Origin of the sequence: Thioalkalivibrio sp. ALE31 (assembly GCF_000377405.1) — a bacterium.
Classification (GTDB): Bacteria; Pseudomonadota; Gammaproteobacteria; order Ectothiorhodospirales; family Ectothiorhodospiraceae; genus Thioalkalivibrio.
In genome coordinates this window covers 1-17,079 of sequence record NZ_KB905022.1, presented here as the reverse complement: position 1 = coordinate 17,079, position 17,079 = coordinate 1, and the positions used below count along the sequence as shown (strand labels likewise).

The 17,079-nt window shown below is 68.9% G+C and carries 18 protein-coding genes; 10 read left to right on the top strand and 8 right to left on the bottom strand.

What is annotated here, in order from left to right; translation table 11 throughout:
- The first annotated feature begins 74 nt into the window (after positions 1 to 74).
- The 8 genes from D103_RS0105955 to D103_RS0105920 all read left to right on the top strand — a co-directional run bounded on the left by D103_RS0105955 (position 75) and on the right by D103_RS0105920 (position 7,879).
- Positions 75 to 1,457, top strand: coding sequence for an NAD(P)/FAD-dependent oxidoreductase (locus D103_RS0105955; protein WP_018876143.1), 1,383 nt, complete (start codon positions 75 to 77; stop codon positions 1,455 to 1,457).
- On the top strand, positions 1,458 to 2,228 hold the full coding sequence (locus D103_RS0105950) for a DUF1365 domain-containing protein (RefSeq protein ID WP_018876142.1): 771 nt from the start codon (positions 1,458 to 1,460) through the stop codon (positions 2,226 to 2,228). It begins immediately after the preceding gene.
- Positions 2,228 to 3,487, top strand: coding sequence for a cyclopropane-fatty-acyl-phospholipid synthase family protein (locus tag D103_RS0105945; RefSeq protein ID WP_018876141.1), 1,260 nt, complete (start codon positions 2,228 to 2,230; stop codon positions 3,485 to 3,487). Before D103_RS0105950 ends, D103_RS0105945 begins: the two co-directional genes overlap by 1 nt.
- Positions 3,468 to 4,832, top strand: a complete 1,365-nt coding sequence (locus D103_RS0105940; RefSeq protein WP_018876140.1) for an MFS transporter — start codon at positions 3,468 to 3,470, stop codon at positions 4,830 to 4,832. Before D103_RS0105945 ends, D103_RS0105940 begins: the two co-directional genes overlap by 20 nt.
- Entirely contained in the window at positions 4,829 to 5,422 is a 594-nt protein-coding gene (locus D103_RS0105935) for a chalcone isomerase family protein (protein WP_018876139.1), read from the top strand. The genes D103_RS0105940 and D103_RS0105935 overlap by 4 nt, the downstream gene beginning before the upstream one ends.
- A 384-nt stretch (positions 5,423 to 5,806) precedes the next feature.
- Positions 5,807 to 6,304 carry a GNAT family N-acetyltransferase gene (locus D103_RS0105930; protein ID WP_018876138.1) on the top strand — a complete coding sequence of 166 codons (498 nt, stop codon included), beginning with the start codon at positions 5,807 to 5,809 and terminating at the stop codon, positions 6,302 to 6,304.
- Between the two features lie 275 nt (positions 6,305 to 6,579).
- A complete protein-coding gene (locus D103_RS0105925; RefSeq protein WP_018876137.1) occupies positions 6,580 to 7,062 on the top strand; it encodes a hypothetical protein in 483 nt (160 codons plus the stop codon).
- Entirely contained in the window at positions 7,028 to 7,879 is an 852-nt protein-coding gene (locus D103_RS0105920; protein WP_018876136.1) for a secretin N-terminal domain-containing protein, read from the top strand. Before D103_RS0105925 ends, D103_RS0105920 begins: the two co-directional genes overlap by 35 nt.
- A 414-nt stretch (positions 7,880 to 8,293) precedes the next feature.
- Here D103_RS0105920 and D103_RS0105915 read toward each other — a convergent pair whose 3' ends face one another.
- The 8 genes from D103_RS0105915 to D103_RS0105880 all read right to left on the bottom strand — a co-directional run bounded on the left by D103_RS0105915 (position 8,294) and on the right by D103_RS0105880 (position 15,990).
- Positions 8,294 to 9,340 carry a porin gene (locus D103_RS0105915; protein WP_018876135.1) on the bottom strand — a complete coding sequence of 349 codons (1,047 nt, stop codon included), beginning with the start codon at positions 9,338 to 9,340 and terminating at the stop codon, positions 8,294 to 8,296.
- 806 nt (positions 9,341 to 10,146) lie between these two features.
- Positions 10,147 to 10,581, bottom strand: a complete 435-nt coding sequence (locus tag D103_RS0105910) for a type II toxin-antitoxin system VapC family toxin (RefSeq protein WP_018876134.1) — start codon at positions 10,579 to 10,581, stop codon at positions 10,147 to 10,149.
- The gene (locus tag D103_RS0105905; protein ID WP_018866432.1) at positions 10,581 to 10,832 is read right to left on the bottom strand and encodes a type II toxin-antitoxin system Phd/YefM family antitoxin; all 252 of its coding nucleotides are present in this window, start codon (positions 10,830 to 10,832) and stop codon (positions 10,581 to 10,583) included. The genes D103_RS0105910 and D103_RS0105905 overlap by 1 nt, the downstream gene beginning before the upstream one ends.
- Positions 10,833 to 11,132: 300 nt before the next feature.
- The gene (locus tag D103_RS0105900) at positions 11,133 to 12,320 is read right to left on the bottom strand and encodes an FAD-dependent monooxygenase (RefSeq protein ID WP_018876133.1); all 1,188 of its coding nucleotides are present in this window, start codon (positions 12,318 to 12,320) and stop codon (positions 11,133 to 11,135) included.
- Positions 12,317 to 13,579, bottom strand: coding sequence for an FAD-dependent monooxygenase (locus D103_RS0105895; RefSeq protein ID WP_018876132.1), 1,263 nt, complete (start codon positions 13,577 to 13,579; stop codon positions 12,317 to 12,319). Before D103_RS0105895 ends, D103_RS0105900 begins: the two co-directional genes overlap by 4 nt.
- Positions 13,580 to 13,736: 157 nt before the next feature.
- Positions 13,737 to 15,065, bottom strand: a complete 1,329-nt coding sequence (pepP, locus tag D103_RS0105890; RefSeq protein WP_018876131.1) for a Xaa-Pro aminopeptidase — start codon at positions 15,063 to 15,065, stop codon at positions 13,737 to 13,739.
- A 32-nt stretch (positions 15,066 to 15,097) separates the two neighbouring features.
- Positions 15,098 to 15,703 carry a UPF0149 family protein gene (locus D103_RS0105885; RefSeq protein WP_018876130.1) on the bottom strand — a complete coding sequence of 202 codons (606 nt, stop codon included), beginning with the start codon at positions 15,701 to 15,703 and terminating at the stop codon, positions 15,098 to 15,100.
- A complete protein-coding gene (locus D103_RS0105880) occupies positions 15,703 to 15,990 on the bottom strand; it encodes a hypothetical protein (protein WP_018876129.1) in 288 nt (95 codons plus the stop codon). The genes D103_RS0105885 and D103_RS0105880 overlap by 1 nt, the downstream gene beginning before the upstream one ends.
- Before the next feature lie 216 nt (positions 15,991 to 16,206).
- Here D103_RS0105880 and zapB point away from each other — a divergent pair, with 216 nt between their 5' ends.
- Both zapB and D103_RS0105870 read left to right on the top strand, forming a co-directional pair.
- Positions 16,207 to 16,434, top strand: a complete 228-nt coding sequence (gene zapB, locus D103_RS0105875; RefSeq protein ID WP_026280280.1) for a cell division protein ZapB — start codon at positions 16,207 to 16,209, stop codon at positions 16,432 to 16,434.
- On the top strand, positions 16,431 to 16,736 hold the full coding sequence (locus D103_RS0105870) for a cell division protein ZapA (RefSeq protein ID WP_018876127.1): 306 nt from the start codon (positions 16,431 to 16,433) through the stop codon (positions 16,734 to 16,736). Before zapB ends, D103_RS0105870 begins: the two co-directional genes overlap by 4 nt.
- The last annotated feature ends 343 nt before the right edge of the window (positions 16,737 to 17,079 follow it).

The window sequence follows — 17,079 nt, the reverse complement described above, 5'->3', positions numbered from 1 at the left end:
GGCCACCATTTACAAAGATTGTACAGCTATTGTATAAGTTGTCCATCACCTTTCAGGCCCGGAGAACCACCACCATGAAACGCTCGCGCATAGCCGTCATCGGTGGAGGCATCGCCGGCCTGTCCGCTGCCTGGATCCTGCAGACCCGTCACCAGGTGCAACTGTTCGAGTCGGAACCGGAACTCGGTGGTCACGCCCACACCGTGGACGTGCCCGACCCGCAGGGTCCCACGCCCATCGACACGGGGTTCGTCGTCTACAACGAACGCAACTACCCGCTGCTGACCCGGCTGTTCACGGACCTGGGCGTTGCCACGCAGGACACCGACATGTCCTTCGGCTACTCGCGCCAGCCCGACGGGGTCGAATATGCCGGCTCCGATCTGAACACCCTGTTCGCCCAGCGCCGCAACCTGGTGCGCCCGAGCTTCCTGCGCATGGCGGGCGACATCCTGCGGTTCAACCGCCTGGGCAAGGGCCTGTTCGAACGTCACGAGAGCCCGGAAGGCACGCTCGGAGCCTTCCTCGACCGACATCGCCTGGGCCGCGGTTTCACCGAGGACTACCTGCTGCCGATGGCCGCCGCGATCTGGTCCTGCCCGCCGGAGGCGATCCGCGAGTTCCCGGCCGCCAGCTTCCTGCAGTTCTTCCACAATCACGGCCTGCTGGACCTGCGCGACCGCCCGCAATGGCGCACCGTGGTCGGCGGCAGCCGCGAGTACGTACAGCGCCTGGCGCAACGCCTGGAACCCGGTTGCATCGTCCACCAGCCGGTGCGCGCGGTGATGCCGGAGTCCGGTCAGTGGCGCGTCCTGACCGATGCCCAGGGCATCGGGTTCGACGCGGTGGTGTTCGCCTGCCACGCCGACACCGCGCGCTGGCTGCTGAATGGCGCTGTCCCCGCGCGCGACCGGCTCCTTTCCGCCTGCCGCTTCCAGGCCAACCACGCCATCCTGCATACGGACCCAGCCCTGATGCCCCGCTCGCGCCGGGTCTGGTCCTCCTGGAACTACCTGTCCGGGCGGACCACACAGACCCGCGACCGCGTCTCGGTGTCCTACTGGATGAACCGTCTGCATCGCCTGGAACGCCGTCAGGACTACATCATCAGCCTGAACCCCTGGCGAGACCCGCACCCCAGCCTGGTCCTCGGCGAGCAGCACTGGGAACACCCGGTCATGGATACAGCGGCGGAGGCGGCCCGCCAGCGCCTGGCGGCGACCCAGGGCGAGGACGGCCTGTATTTCGCCGGGGCCTGGATGGGCTACGGCTTCCACGAAGACGGCCTGCGCTCGGCCGTCCGTGTCGGTCAGGCCATGGGCATCGAACCGCCCTGGTCGCAACCGGCGCAGGCACCCGATGCACCCGTCCATCCCGGTCATGTCCCGGAGGCCACCGTTCACGGCGGCGGCCCGGCCCGGCTCGGGGCGCCGGCGGCGCAATCGCGGAACACCTGAATGGACGCCGCCCTCGTATACGGCACGGTGATGCATCAGCGGTTCTTCCCGCAGCAGTACCGCTTTCGCTACCCGGTCATCAGTGCGCTGTTCGACATCGACCGCCTGGCCGAAACCGCCCGGCGCTGCCGCCTGTTCTCGCTGGACGCATTCAACCTGTTCAGCCTGCGCACCCGCGACCACGGGCCGCGCGACGGCCGCCCCTGGCGGCCCTGGATCGAGGCGCACCTGGCCGATTACGGCATCGACCTGGCCGGCGGTCCGATCTATCTGCTGGCCATGCCGCGCGTCCTCGGGCATGCCTTCAATCCGCTGAGCATCTGGTACGCCTGGCACGCCGACGGCGAACTGCGCGCAATCCTGCTGGAGGTGCGCAACACCTTTGGCGAGCACCACCACTACCTGCTGCACGAGCACGGCGCACCCATGACCTGCCCCGTTCGCCAGGAGAAGCAGAAGGCCTTTCACGTATCGCCCTTCATCGACATGCACGCGCGCTACGCCTTCACCCTGACACCGCCGCGTGCGCAGGCCGGGGCATCGCTGCGGATCGCGATCAACGAATACCAGGATCAGGACCTGATGCTGACGGCCACACAGCACGGCCGCCTGCGCCCGTTCAGCGACCGCAGCCTGCTGGGCGCCTTCCTGAAACAACCCTGGATGACCCTCAAGGTCCTGCCGCTGATCCACTGGCAGGCGCTGAAGATCTGGTGGCGTGGCGGGCGCTACCACCCGCGGCCGGCACCCCCCGCACAGGAGATCGACTAATGGCCCTCAACCACCTCGACACCCCGCAGGACGAAACCACCCGGCCGGACTGGGCCCTGCGCCTGATCTCGCGCGCACTGAAGGACATCGACACCGGGCAGATCACCCTGATCGGCCCGTCGGGCGACCGCATCACCCTGCGCGGGCGCAAGGCCGGAGCCGAGGCCGTCTGGCACTTCCGCCGACCGTGGCGCGCGATCCTGCGCCTGCTGCGCCACGGCGACATCGGCTTTGCCGAGGGCTTCATCAGCGGCGACTGGATCACCCCGGACCTGCCAAGCCTGCTGCGCTTCGCCACCGACAACGAGCCCGCCCTCGCGCCCCTGGCGGATCGTCCGGCCTGGCAGCGCGGCCTCGACCGCCTGCGTCACTGGCGGCACCGCAACAGCCGGCGCGGCAGCCGCGCCAACATCCGCTTCCACTACGATCTCGGCAACGACTTCTACGACCTGTGGCTGGACCGCACGATGAGCTACTCGTCGGCCCTGTTCACCCGCGGCGACGAGGCCCTGGAACAAGCGCAGACGCAGAAGTATGCCCGCCTGCTGGATCAACTGGACGCCGAACCGGGCGCGCATATCCTGGAGATCGGCTGCGGCTGGGGTGGCTTCGCCGAGATGGCGGCCCGGCGCGGTTATCGCGTGACCGGCGTCACCCTGTCGCAGGAGCAGCTCGACTACGCCCGCGAGCGGATCGAACGCGCCGGCCTGAGCGATCGCGTGGAACTGCGCCTGCAGGACTACCGCGACCTCGACGGGACCTTCGACCACGTGGTCTCCATCGAGATGTTCGAGGCGGTGGGCGAGCAGTGGTGGGCGACCTACTTCGACAAAGTGCGCGCCTGCCTGCGCCCCGGCGGCCGCGCGGCGCTGCAGGTGATCACCATTGCCGAGCACGCCTTCGAGCACTACCGCCGCAATGCCGACTTCATCCAGCTCTACATCTTCCCCGGCGGGATGCTGCCCTCGGTCCCGCGCTTCAACGCGGAGGCCGAACGGGCCGGGCTCGCCGTGACGGACCATGCCTTCTTTGGCGCGGACTACGCGCGCACCCTGCGCCACTGGCACCAGGAGGTGCGCCAGGCGGAGCCGGTGATCGAGGCGCTCGGCTATTCACAATCCTTCCTGCGCATGTGGCGCTACTACCTGGCGTACTGCGAAGTCGGCTTCGACACCGCCCGCGTGAACCTGATGCAGGCCGTCCTGCAAAACCCCGCCGATGCCACCGCCTCGGGCAGCAATGCCCCCGCGACTCGATGAAGTGAACACCCTGCGCTGGCCGCGGCTGTTCGCCTACGGCGGTCTGGGCATGCCCCTGGCCGTCCTCGGCCTGCCGCTGTACGTCTTCCTGCCCGCGCATTACGCCGAGCACACCGGCCTGGGCGTCACCCTGGTCGGTCTGCTCCTTCTTGCGGCGCGGCTGCTGGATGTCGTGACCGACCCGCTGGTCGGCCACCTGTCCGATCGCATCCCCGGGGCCTGGCGCCGGCGCGCGGTGATGCTGGCCGGCGTGCCGCTGCTGTTGCTCGCCGCGCCGTTCCTGTTCCGCCCGCCGGCCGAGGCCGGCGCGGGATACCTGCTGCTGTTCAGCACCCTGGTTTATCTGGGCTGGACGCTGGTCGCCCTGCCCTATGCGGCCTGGGGCGCGGAGCTCTCCGGCGACTACCACGAACGCTCGCGCATCACCGCCGCGCGCGAGGGCTTCGTCGTACTGGGTACGGTCACGGCCGCGGCACTGCCGGCGGTCCTCGGCCTGCAGGACGATGCCGGGGCCGCGCTCGCAGCCCTCGCGGTGCTGCTGTGGGTACTGCTGCCGGTCGCCTTCCTGATCCTGCTGTGGCGCGTGCCGGAACGCCCCGGAAGGCTCGCGCCCGTGCCGTGGCGCGCTGGCTGGGGCCTGCTGCTGGGCAACCGCCCCTTCCGCCGACTGATCCTGGCGTGGATCCTGAACGGCACCGCCAACGCGATCCCCGCCACGCTCTTCCTGCTGTTCATCACCCACGTGCTGGAGGCGCCAGGCCATGCCGGGCCGCTGCTGCTGGTTTACTTCGCCACCGGCATCCTCGCCCTGCCGCTGTGGCTGCGCCTGGCGCGGCGCCTGCCCAAACATCGGGTCTGGACACTCTCGATGCTGCTGGCCTCCAGCTTCTTCATCTGGGTGCCGTTCCTCAGCGCCGGTGACGTGCTGGCGTTCTACGCCATCACCGTACTGACCGGGCTCAGCCTCGGGGTCGATCTCGCCCTGCCGGCCGCGATGCAGGCCGATGTGATCGACCAGGACACCGCCGACGGCGGCGGCGAGCGCGCCGGGCTGTTCTTCGGTCTGTGGGGCATGGCGACCAAGCTGGCCCTCGCGCTGGCCGTCGGCCTCAGCTTCCCGCTACTGGGTGCGGCCGGATTCTCGGCCGATGGCGACAACAGCCCCACCGCCCTGCTCGTCCTGGCCCTGGCCTACGCCGGCCTGCCGGTCCTGTTCAAGCTCGCGGCAATGGCCCTGATCTGGCGCTTCCCCATCGACGCCGACGCCCAGCACACCCTGCGCGAACGCATCCACGCGCGCGAACAAGCCACCATCCCCGCCCAGCCCGGAGGCACCCACCCATGATCCACCGTAACCGACCCGCCCGTTTCGTGGCCTCGCTTCTGGCCACCCTGTTGCTGACCCTGTCGCTCGCCGCCCCGGCCGCGGCCGCCACCGAGATCGACGGCGTGCGCTTCGCCGAATCGGTCACCATCGACAACACCACAGTGCCCCTGCGTGCGGGCCGGCTCTATCGCTACACGGTGTTCCGCGTCTACGTCGGGTCGCTCTACGTACCCGAAGAAGTCGCTCCGGAGGATGTCCTGACCGCCGACGTGCCCAAGCGCCTCGAGCTGGAATACCTGCGCGCGATCAGCGCCGACGACTTCCGCCGCAGTGGCAACCGCCTGCTCGAAGACCAGCAGGACTCGGAAACACTAGCGGCGCTGGCCGACCGGCTCGACACCTTCAACGCCGCCTACCGCGACATGGAGGCCGGCGACCGCTACGCACTGGAATACCGCCCGGGCCACGGCACCCGCCTGCTGCAAAACGGTACCCCGCTGGTCGAGGTCCCCGGCCACGACTTCGCCGAGGCCTATTTCGGCATCTGGCTGCACCCGGAAGAACCCCTGTCGCGCCGCTTCCGCGACACCCTGATCGGCGCACGCTGATCACGGCCACGTCACGCACACGGGAGTCATTTACCCGTCATTGCGAGGCGCGAAGCGCCGCGGCAATCGCCCAGCCTCTGGCACCGCGCCCATGCCGTGCCCGTCAACGCGAGGCACCATGCGCCGTGGCGATCGCCTCGCGGTGCCTCACGACAAAATACCGGTCACCACGCAGGGCCCGCAGTACCCCACCCTCCTGCCGGCCAAGCCCGGCATCGAACACCCACCGTTCCGAGAAACCCTTCACAGGAAGATTCCCCCAACCTGAACTAGACTCTTCCGTCCGGGGCCAGGGTCAGGACGGCCGGGGAGCCAGCCACGCAATCGGATCGCTCGCACACGCGGGCGCGGCTCTCCTTTACGGCATGCCGGAGGAGGATACCCATGCAACATCGCATCACCTTGCGGGAGGCGACCTGGCCTGCCGACGCCGACGCACTGTCCCTGATCCGCCGCGAGGTCTTCGTCGAGGAGCAGGGCGTACCCGAGGCCCTGGAATTCGATGGCCTGGACGCCGCCGCTCTGCACTGGCTGGCGACCGGGCCGGAGGGCGAACCGGTCGGCACCCTGCGCCTGTTGCCCTCCGGCCAGATCGGCCGCATGGCCGTGCGCAAACCCTGGCGCGGGCACGGCATCGGCTCGCGCCTGCTGGACTGCGCCATCCAGGCCGCCGCCCGCCACGGCTGGCGCGAGGTCTGGCTGAACGCCCAGAACAGCCGCATCGGCTTCTACGCCCGCCACGACTTCTTCGTCATCAGCGACACCTTCGAGGACGCCGGCATCCCCCACCGCCGCATGCTCCACCGCATCCACACCCCGATCCCGCGCCCGCAGGAGCCCCCTCCCCGTACCGCTCACACCCACGCGGCCCATTCACTGTAACCCCGCTGGCGCACCCCCGTGGGAGCCGGCTCGCCGGCGAAGCCCCTGCCAAAGTCGGAGGCGGGCAGGAGCTTCGCCTGCAAGCAGGCTCCCACAAGATGCTTGTACGGATCTCACAGATCCTGCTTATCCGCTTCCACCACCGTACCCATGCCTCCGAGTAACGGCCGAAACGTCCCCCTCACCCGCCAGGGAACACGACCCGGAGCAATGATGCGAACCCACCCCCACTCCCCTATGCTGAGGGAAGGACCCTCAACCCGAGCGAGACACCGATGACCGCCCCCGAACGCGACCCGACCCTGATCGACGCCGAGGCCCTGCTGGCCGAGCTCCTGGCCGCTACGCGCCGACGCCTCTGGCTACATGCCCGCGTCGCCCTGCTGGCCGAGATCGCCGGGCCCGACCTGGGCGCGGAACTGGCCGGGATCGCACGCCGCCACCGGCATACCGATATCCGCCTGCTGGTCGACGACGACCTGGCGCTCAAGGAGCAGCTTCCGAGCCTGGTGGAGAGCATCAAGCGCCTGCCCAGCGCAGTCTCGGTGCGCCGCCTGGAGGCCGCCGAGGAAAGCCCGCTGACCGTCACCGCGATTGCCGACCACAGCGGCTGGATGCAGCTCACCCAAGCCGGCGGGCGCCGCATACTGCGCGGCGACGTCGACGATCGGCCGGGCACCCAGCGCGCCGTCCAGGACTTCGAGGCCAACTGGAGTCTCAGCGATGAAGCCGTCGAACTCCGCCGCCTCCTCGTCTGAGCCGCCCGACATGACCGAGCGGCGTTACCTCCTGCGAGCCGCCCTCGCGCTGGCGGCTGGCACCCTGCTCCCCGGCCTCGCCGGTGCACGCGACACCCACGCCGAGGTCGCCGTGCTGCCGCTGCAACACCGACCGGCGAACAGCCTGCTGCCCGAGCTGCAGGCCCTGTTCGGCGACACCGCCACCCTGCGCGGCGACGGCTTCCGGCTGCTGGTACGCGCCGACGCCCGCACCCTGCAACAGATCCGCGAAGTCGTCGCCGAACTCGACACGCCGGCCCAGGACCTCGTCCTCTCCGTACGCCGCCACCGCGACGCCCCGCGCACCGAACGCGGCACCGGCCTCGAGTTCGAGAGCGGCCCGGAGGGCACCGAGGGCCGCATCTCCAGCCAGCGGCTGCGCACCACCCGCCGCGACGACCAGACCCAGCACCTGCGCCTGCGGGAAGGCACCGAGGCCATCATCCTGGTCGGCGAGACCCGCGCCGCCGGCTTCCGCATCCTCCACGGCCGCGCCGGCGTCGGCCTCGAACCCCTGCTGCAGGACACCGCCCGCGGCTTCCGCGTGCGCCCCCAGGTCCAGCCCGACGGCCGCATCCGCGTCGCCATCTCTCAGCTCCACGAACGCCCCCTCCCGCGCGGCGCCGTGGACCGCGACGCCATCGACACGCAACTCACCCTGGAGCCGGGCACCTGGCACACCCTCGGCGGCATCCACCACGAGATGGACGCGACTGAACGCGGCCTCGCCTCCCGCCGCACCACCCGCGACCGCGACACCCTCACCCTCGAAATCCGCGTCGACCCCGTCGACTAACGCTCACCCACCAGCAACGCTTGGCCCTCCGCCTACGGAACCATCGAGCCGCGACGCATAAGCGACGCCGACGTCATCCCTGCGCGCGAAGTTGTCATGCCGCCACCTCCGAGCGCCATCCCGGAAACCGCAAAGCGGTTATCCGGGATCTCCACCGTCCGCCATCGCACATTTCGCAGCCAGAACCAACACCGTGGATCCCGGCTCTACGCTGCGCTCCGGCCGGGATGACAAGGGCGAGCGCTCCGCGACCGGGTGACGCCCGATAACGCCCGGATGGTGACCCACCAGCCTCAAACACAAAAAAGGCCCCGAACGGGGCCCAAAAGATACGCACAAAAAACGGGGCCCCTGGGGGCCCCGCAAAACAAGCTAAGAACTTGTTGTTATACCGCTTGGAAGCAGGGGTCGCCCTTAGAAGGACACCCGCATGCCGCCACCGATCGCGGTGGCATCCGGACCGCCGGAGCGCACGTCCGTATGAGCGACACCGCCAAACACGCGCACACGATTGCTCATGTGGTGGGTCACACCAAACGCCACGGAGTTCACATCGGCACCGCCAGCGATATTGTTATCGGTATGGCCAATGCTCAGCGCGAATTCGTTGTTGCCCATGCGGTAGCTACCAGAGGCGAAGTAGGTGTTGGCATCGACCACGTCGTTACCCATCTGATCTTCAACCGTGCCGTCTTCGGCTTCGACGTTCACGCGCCACGGGCCCTGGCGCCAGTCGACACCGATCTTGGCCATCCGCAGCTTGCCGGCGGTTTGCGGGCCAAGACCCACGATACCGAACGTCTGCTCGTTGTCGTCACCGCGCTGATAGGCGCCGTAGATTTCGACCGGACCCACGTCGAAGCCCAGCTTGGCGGCATACCCGGTATCGCTGTCGTCACCGCCATCAATGATAGCCGCCACGTCGAGGTTAACCATGCCGAAGTCGTTGCTGTACCGGACCATGTTGTCCAGGTAGGAGCCATTGGCCCAGCCGCCAAAACCGAAACCGCCCGGCGCGAACCGGTCGCCGTTGACGCGCTGCTGCATGAACGTGCCGTTCAGCGGATCCTTGCCGGCGGTGCTGTAGGGGCTGGACATACGGCCGGCGGTAACACGGCCGAAGTCGCCATCCAGGCCAACGTACACGTCACGAGCCGGACGGTTAAAACCAGTGGTGGTGCGAACGTCCTGTTCCAGCTTCGCGAGCGCGGTCAGGCCATTACCCAGATCGTGGCTGACCATGACCCCGATGCGATTCGGGTTAGCACCGTCGGCGGGCTGGCCAGCGCCGCCGCCATCATGGACGCGGAAGCCATCGTTGAAGCCCGGAACACCGGAGACGCTGTGGTGAACGATCTGCGTCTGCAGCTGGCCGAACAGGGTGACGTTGGAGTCGGCGGCGGCGAAGGCCGGGACTGCGAAGGCGCCGGCAACGGCGACTGCGAGAATCTGTTTTTTCATGTTGCGTATCTCCCAGGAGAGGTGTGTTGTTCGTTTCTACGCCTGCATCCACGGTCGATGCCGCGAATGACAGGTGTTTTATATACACCACGGTGTCTCGTTTCAACCCCTGTGCGGGAAAAAATTGCCACAGTAAGGGGGTATCCGTGACGGGGAGCGCTTTTCGGTAGATCAAGGACTTGCGTGCAGAGGCTTCGAGGGTGCGCGAATTGGATTGCAAGGTGCTGAAATCTTGGGTTAATGAGGTTCTGCTTATTGTCTGCGGGCGGGATACAGCGAGAAATGGATCAGGTTTTGCTTATTTTGTCCGGGTTTGCGGGCGCTGGAGCATTTCTCGGATCTGAAGGGGCGGGATCGTCGGGCCGGATGCGTTGGGTTTTTGCAACAAGAAAAGATTTGGAGAGGGTCGCGCCAGGAGTGTTGCGGAAAGCAGACAGCGGGTGCGGCAGTACGAGCGTGGGTCGTGACGACTCGAGGGCTTTCAGGCTTTGGCGGGGGCTTCGCGGGCAAGCCCGCTCCCACAGGGTTGCAGTTGGCCGGGCGCAGGCCGGAGGTTCAAGGGGAATCCCTCTCGTTCGGTCATACCGGAAACCGCATCGCGGTTATCCGGGATCTCGAGCATTTGTGGTAGCGCGAATGCGGGGTGTCGCTCCGACGCTGGAGATCCCGGTTCTTCGCTGCGCTGCGGCCGGGATGACGACGACGGGGAGGCGGATCGGGTCGGTCCATGTTGCCGGGGTCGGTTGAGGTTTGCGGCGCTGGCTGCGGCGATCGGATCGAAACCTGGCGCGGAATGGCCTGGACCGTCAGGTGCTGCTCGCGAACACAGCGACCCCGGCTCGGCGAGCCGCAGTGATCAGGGCCTGGTCCAGCGTGGCAAGGGTGGCGCCGTACTGAAGCGCGAGTGCGAGATAGGAAGCATCGTACGCGGAAAGGCCATAACGCCTGGCCAGTTGAAGCGTCAGGCCGAAGACCGGATCGATGCCGCCGGGGTCAACGGCCACCATGAGATCCTGCAGTAGCGCGAGGAAGCGCGTGGTTTCAGCTTCGGTCACCAGGCCCTGGCTTTCCGCACGGGCGACTACGTTGGCGACCTCCAACGGCCAGACGGATGGCGCGATCAGACGGATATCGCCCGACTCGATGGAACGCAGGACCGTAGCCGCGACTTCCTGGTCGGCGGGACTACCATCGGACAGCAACCAGCGCATCACGATCGAATTGTCGAGCACTAGATCCATCAGTCACGCCCCGACTCGACGAGGGCCTTGATATCCACTGCCCCGCGCGCTGGAGCCTCGGCCATCAGCTGCCGGAGGTTCCGCGCGGCCTGCACACGCCTGGGCGCATCGTCCTCCTCCAGTGGCACAAGCGCAGCCACGGGGCGGCCCCGCTGCGTGATGGTAAAACGCCCGCCGGCCTGCACCTTTCGGAGGAAACCGGAAAGGTGTGTCTTGGCATCGTGAGCCCCGATGATTTCGTGGTGAGACATGGTTGCACCCTAATGAACCGGTGGATGGACTGGTTGATCTCAATATAGCACGCACAAGAACCCTTGGCGGCGCGCGCGGGTAAGACGTTGATAGCGCCGATGGAGAGTCCCGGCCTTGGCAGGAGCTTCGCGGGCGAGCCCGCTCCTACGCGGCTTCAGCCAACGGCGCCTGTGGGAGGCTGCTTGCAGGCGAAGCGCCTGCCCGTGCCGACCTTTGGCGGGGGCTTCGCCGCCAAGGCGGCTCCCACGGCGCGAAAGTGACGGAGGAGATACAGCGGTTGGATCGCTGCGTGGTTGCGGCTAGTCGAGGCCGAAGGCGCGCAGGGCGAGGCGGCGCTTGAGGGGGGTGGCCTGGTCGACCAGGCGGATGCCGAGGCCGCGCAGTTCGGGGAGGCCGGCGGCGTGGGTGGCGAAGATCAGGCGGAAGCCGTCCATGGCGCGTTGCATGAAGGCGTTCTCGGCACGGCGGTCACGGGTGTAGGCGCGCAGCACGATCTCGGCGCCGGGGTCGCGGCGGGCGGGGCCATGCAGGCGCTCGACCAGGGCACGGGCATCGGCCAGACCGAGGTTCAAGCCCTGGCCGGCCAACGGGTGGATGGTGTGGGCGGCATCCCCCGCCAGCGCGACGCGGCCGGCGTGGTAGTCACGGGCATGGCGCGCCACCAGCGGGAAGCTGGCGCGCCGGGAGGTGTCGGTGACGACACCCAGGCGGTGGTCGATCGCCTCTGCCAGCGCCGCGCAGAATCCAGCGTCGTCCAGCGCCAGCGTCGCGTCCGCCTGGTGCTCGGGCTGGGACCAGACGATAGAACTGCGCCCGTCCGCCAGCGGAAGGAACGCGATGATCTGGTCGTCGACGAAGCGCTGCCAGGCGGTGTCCTCGTGCGGGCGCTCGGTGGTCACGGTCGCGACCACGCCGCGGGCGTGATAGTCCTGCTCGCGCACAGGGATGCCCATGCGGTGGCGCAGTGGGGACTGCGCACCGTCGGCCGCGACCACCAAACGGGCGGAGGCGAGCCGCGCGTGCTTCGGTCCGTAGAGGTCGACCCGGTCCGGGCGCGCATCCACGCTCTTCCATTCAGTCTCCGGCCACAAGGCGACGCCGGCGGCCTCAAGCTCGGCCCACAGCACGGCCTCCAGTGCCGCGTGCTCGACGGTCCAGCCCAGCGCCGGCACGCCCAGCGCGTCGGCATCAAAGCGGATATGCCCCGGTCCGTGCGCGTCCCACACGCTCATGCCGGAGAAGGCGTGGGCGCGGCGCGCCTCCAGCGCGTCCTGCACGCCCAGCGTGGCGAGGAACTCCATCGAGGCGATGTTCAGCGTGGCCACCCGCGTGACGGGCGTGGCGTCAGTAAAGGTGGGCGCGGCGTTGCGCTCCAGCAGCCCCACGCGCAGGCCCTGGCGCGCCGCGCCCAGCGCGATGGCGCCGCCGACGGCACCGGCACCGACCACGAGCAGGTCCAGCACCTCGCCTGTGGGGCGTGCGCTCATGCCGCGCCCTCCGTATCCGGCCGGGCCAGATGGCGAGCCGTGTGGCGCGGCAACGGGCCCAGGCCCATGGCGGCCCGTGCGATCCGATCCCGCGCCGGGCGCAGGCGGTCGACGGCCATCATGCCGCTGCCCAGCGCATGCCCGCGCAGGCCGGCCGCGTGCAGCATGCCGCGGGCCAGGAAATCGGTCGTGGCGACCACACCGGTTACGTCGCGACGGCGGGCGCGCGCATAGGCTTCGAGCGTGGCCGCCGCGCCGGGGTCGGTCACGAAACGCGGGGTGCCGTCCGGCTCGCGGCCGTCGCGGAGTGCACCCAGCAGTGTGGCGACATCGCGCAGAGACAGGTTCAGCCCCTGCCCCGCCACCGGGTGCACTGCGTGCGCGGCATTGCCCAACAACAGCGCGCGTTCCGCGACCGGCTCGGGGGCGTGCACCCGCTCCAGCGGAAAACGCACCACGCGGCCGGCCGGGCGCAGGCGGCCCAGCGTCCAGCCGAAGCGGCCTTGCAGCTCGCGCAGGCGCTCGGCCTCGTCCAGCTCCAGCCGCCGCTCGCAGGCCTCCGGCGGGGCCACCCAGACGACGTTCATGCGCCCGTCCGCCTGCGGCAGCAAGGCCAGCGGCCCCTCGTCGGTAAAGCGCTCGAAGGCCTGGCCGTTGTGCGGCCGCGCCGGCTGCACGTCAAAGACCAGGGCATCCGCCGCGTAACGCAGGCGGTTCACCGGCAGACCCAGGGCCTTGCGCGTGGGGGACTGGATGCCGTCGGCGGCCAGGATCAGGCGGGCGGCCCAGGTGTCCTCGCCTTCGACGCCGTCGATGCGCAGCACGCGGCGCCCATCGGACACGTCACCCACGCCCGCCAGCGTGGACTGGTAGCGCACATCCACACCGGCGTCGCGACAGGCCGCGTCCAGCATCGGCTCCAGTTCGACGGCCGGCACCACCTGCCCGAGGGCCTGGCGGCCATGGTCGGCGGCATTCAGATGCACCCGCCCCAGCCCGCCGCGACGGCTGACGACGATGGAGCGGATCGCGGTGGCCCGTGCCGCCAGCGGCGCCCAGTAGCCGAGATCGTCGAGGAACTGTACGGAGCCGGCCGCCAGGGCATAGCCACGGGTGTCGTTGGCGTGTGCATCCGGCGCGGGTGGTGCCCCGCGCTCGAACAGCGTGACCGCATAGCCCGCGCGCGCCAGGGTGCAGGCGGCGAGGCCGCCGACCGGCCCGCCGCCGACGATGGCGATGTCGCAGGTGTTTGTCGTCAAGATCCACCCCGCAAGGGCAGGCCCGACGCCCCATTCGCCTGCAAGCAGGCTCCTACGGGGGCTTGGGTATCCCTGTAGGAGCCTGCTTGCAGGCGAATCGCACCGGTACGGACTCCCGGCCGTTCACTGAAACGGAAGAGACGATGGGCGGGCATGGTCAGTCCCAGCCCGGGAGGTCGCCGGCCATGCAGGCCTCGATGTCGGCGGCGGTCTTGGGGCAGTCGGCAGTGAGGACCTCGCAGCCGTCGCGGGTGACGGCGACGTCGTCCTCGATGCGCACGCCGATGCCGCGCAGTTCCTTCGGCGCGTCGCTATAGGGCCCGAAATAAAGCCCGGGCTCCACGGTCATCACCATGCCGGGTTCGAGCTGGCGCCAGGCGTCGCCCACGCGGTAGTCGCCGACGTCGTGCACGTCCAGCCCCAGCCAGTGGCCGGTGCGGTGCATGTAGAACGGGCGGTAGGCCTGGTCGCGGATCAGCTTGTCCAGGCGACCCTTGAGTACCCCCAGTTCCTTGAGCCCGCGGGTCAGTTCGCGCACGGCGGTGGCGTGCGGGGTGTCCCAGTCGTTGCCCGGGCGCACCTGTTCGATCGCGGCGAGCTGGGCGGCCAGCACGCACTCGTAGACCTCGCGCTGGCGTTCGTCGAAGCGACCGGAGACCGGAAAGGTGCGGGTGATGTCGGAGGCATACCCCTGCACCTCGCAGCCGGCGTCGATCAGCAGGAGGTCACCGGCGTTCAGCTCCGCGCGGTTCTCGATGTAGTGCAGGATACAGCCGTTCTCGCCGCCACCGACGATGGAGGGATACGCGGTCTCGGTTCCGTAGCGGTGGAACTCGTGCAGCAGCTCGGCCTCCACCGCGAACTCGGTCAGCCCCGGCCGGCAGGCCTGCATGGCACGCACATGCGCTTGAGACGAGATGGCGGCCGCGTGGCGCATTAACTTGAGTTCGGGGGCCTTCTTGAACAGCCGCTGCTCGTGCAGGTGGTGCTCCACCGCGACGAACTCGTGCGGTGCGCGCACGCCGTTGCGGGCCTTGGCCCGCACCCGGTTAACCCAACCGAACAGGCGCTGATCCAGCGGCTCGTCGCGCCCGAACGGGGCGGCCAGCACGGCGCGGTTCTCCATCAGCCCCGGCAGGATCTCGTCGATGTCCTCGATCGGAAAGGCGCACTCGGCCCCATGGGTCTCCATCGCACCGTCCGGCCCGGCGCGGCGGCCCTGCCAGGTCTCCTGGGTCGGGTCGCGGTCGCGGCAGAACAGGATGTACTCGCCGGCCGGCCGCCCCGGCACCAGCACCGCCACCGCATCCGGCTCCGGGAAGCCGGTCAGGTAGAGGAAGTCGCTGTCCTGACGGAAGGGATACTCGACATCCCGGTTGCGGGTGCGCTCGTGGGCGGCAGGAACGACGATGATCGCCTCGGGTCCGAGCGCCCGCATCAGACGCTGGCGGCGCCGGGCGAACTCGCCCTGGGGGATCTCCGGCATCCGGCCCGGCCGGGGGCTGCGTCGCGTCGAGGTCATTGCATCGGGATCCGTTTCGGGTCGTCCGGGGCCAGCTCGTCGGCGATCAGCAAAACGCCCACGCGCACATATTCATTGAGTTCCTCGAAGGCGGCGGCGTTTTCCTCGTCGTCGTCCGGCTCCAGCTCGATACGCGCGATCTCGGCGAAGTCGCGCAGGATCTCGCTGGCTTCGGCCGACGGCTTGAGTTTGCCCAGGCGCGGCGTCTGCCCCAGCCCGGCGATGAAGCCGTCCACCCATTCCGACAGGGCCTGCGCCTGCGCCTCGATGGCTTCGTCCTCCGGCAGCAGCGGGCCGAAGCCCAGCTCCACGTCATACAGCTGGGCCAGCAGCGCACGCCGGATCGCCTCCACGGTCTTCCCGAAACGGTCCCCCGCGCCCTCGGTCAGCGGCAGGGCCTCGCCCAGGCTGCGCACCAGGGCGTCGACGTCGGCGCCCGGGTCCGCCACCAGGCAGCCGGTGAACAGCCCGTGGGCGGAGGCCGGGGTCTGCGCGAAACCCATGCTGCGCAGTCCGTGCTCCAGCTGTTCGCGCAGGGCGACGGGATCGCGCTCCAGTCCGTCCTGCGCCTTCGCGTTGCCGGTGCCTGGGTCGCCGGCCATCAGAAGCTCTCCAGCCGCGCTTCGTAGGGGAAAAGCAGGAAGCGGTAGAGATCGTCACCCACCTGCAGGTGGGTGAACTGCGGCTCGCCCAGCTTGATCGCGCTGGAACCGGTGGAGGACAGCATATTGAGACCGAACCTTTTCTCTTCGATCAAGGCGTTCAACAGCTGTTCCAGCTCCGCGAGCGGCACGGTCCCCGTGTTGTCGACGATCCGGCACGGCTTTCCGTTATGGGCCGTGCCCTCGATCACGGTGGCTTCGGGGCCGGGTTCGGGGGGCTGGGTCATGGGCAGCAACACTTTCTGGGAACGGGATTCGCCGTATTGTGGCCAGCGCGGGCACCAGGCCGCAACAAACCTCGGATCGGCAAGTATGCGACCCGCAAAAAGTGAAGGTGTTCCAGCAAGAAGATGGCCCAAGTTGACGCTTCGCGCGAAGCCCTCCTAGACTCCATGGATCACATGCCCTGCGGCGAAGGCCGCCTGCCAACCGGGACCGAGGCCATGCAGCCGAACGACGATTCCGCGATCGACCCGACCGAACGCCTGGAGACCGCAATCACGCGCCTGCTGGAGGAGCACGCGGCCCTGCGCGAGGAAAACCACCTGCTGCAGGAGCAGGTCCGCCAGCTCAAGGGCGAGCGCGCGGCCTTCAAGGAGCGCAACGAGCAGGCGCGCCACCGGGTCGAGAACATGATCGCGCGCCTGCGCTCGATGGAGCACAGCGAATGAGCCAGTCCGAACCCGTCCGCGTCTCCATCATGGGCAAGGAGTACCAGATCGCCTGCCCGCCGGACGAGCGCGCCGATCTGTTTGCCTCCGCGTCGCTGATTGACGAGCGCATGCGGGAACTGCGTGATGGCGGGCGCGTGGTCGGCGCCGAGCGGATCGCGGTGATGGTGGCGCTGAATCTGGCGCACGAGCTGCTGGAATGCCAGCAGCAGCAGAAGGCCGGTGGCGACTCCGCCGGCAGTTCGGCGCGGCTGGTCGCCCTCGCCGACCGCATCGAACAAACCCTGGGCTCGTCGCGCTAGCGCCATGGGCGGCGCCCCGCCGCCCTCCCCTTCTCCCGGCCATGCCCGGCCCGGGGACGGCCCGTCACCCGCTACCCCATATTCACCATCCGGTGTTTTCGGAGGCTTCGGTCGGCCGCCTGCCTCGTGGTGGCTGGTCCTGGTTCGTCCTCCGGTGTTTACGGTGCCTTCGGTCCACATACTGCCCGGCGCTGACTCGCCAGCGCGCCGCGAGGTACTTCTTTGCTCGTGCAAAGAAGTACCCAAGAAACACGCCCGACTGCCGCGACCCCGGCCCGCTGTGCGGGCCGGGGTTTCCCTCGCTCCGAGGCTTTTCGCGGGCGGCGCTGAACTCGCTGCGCCT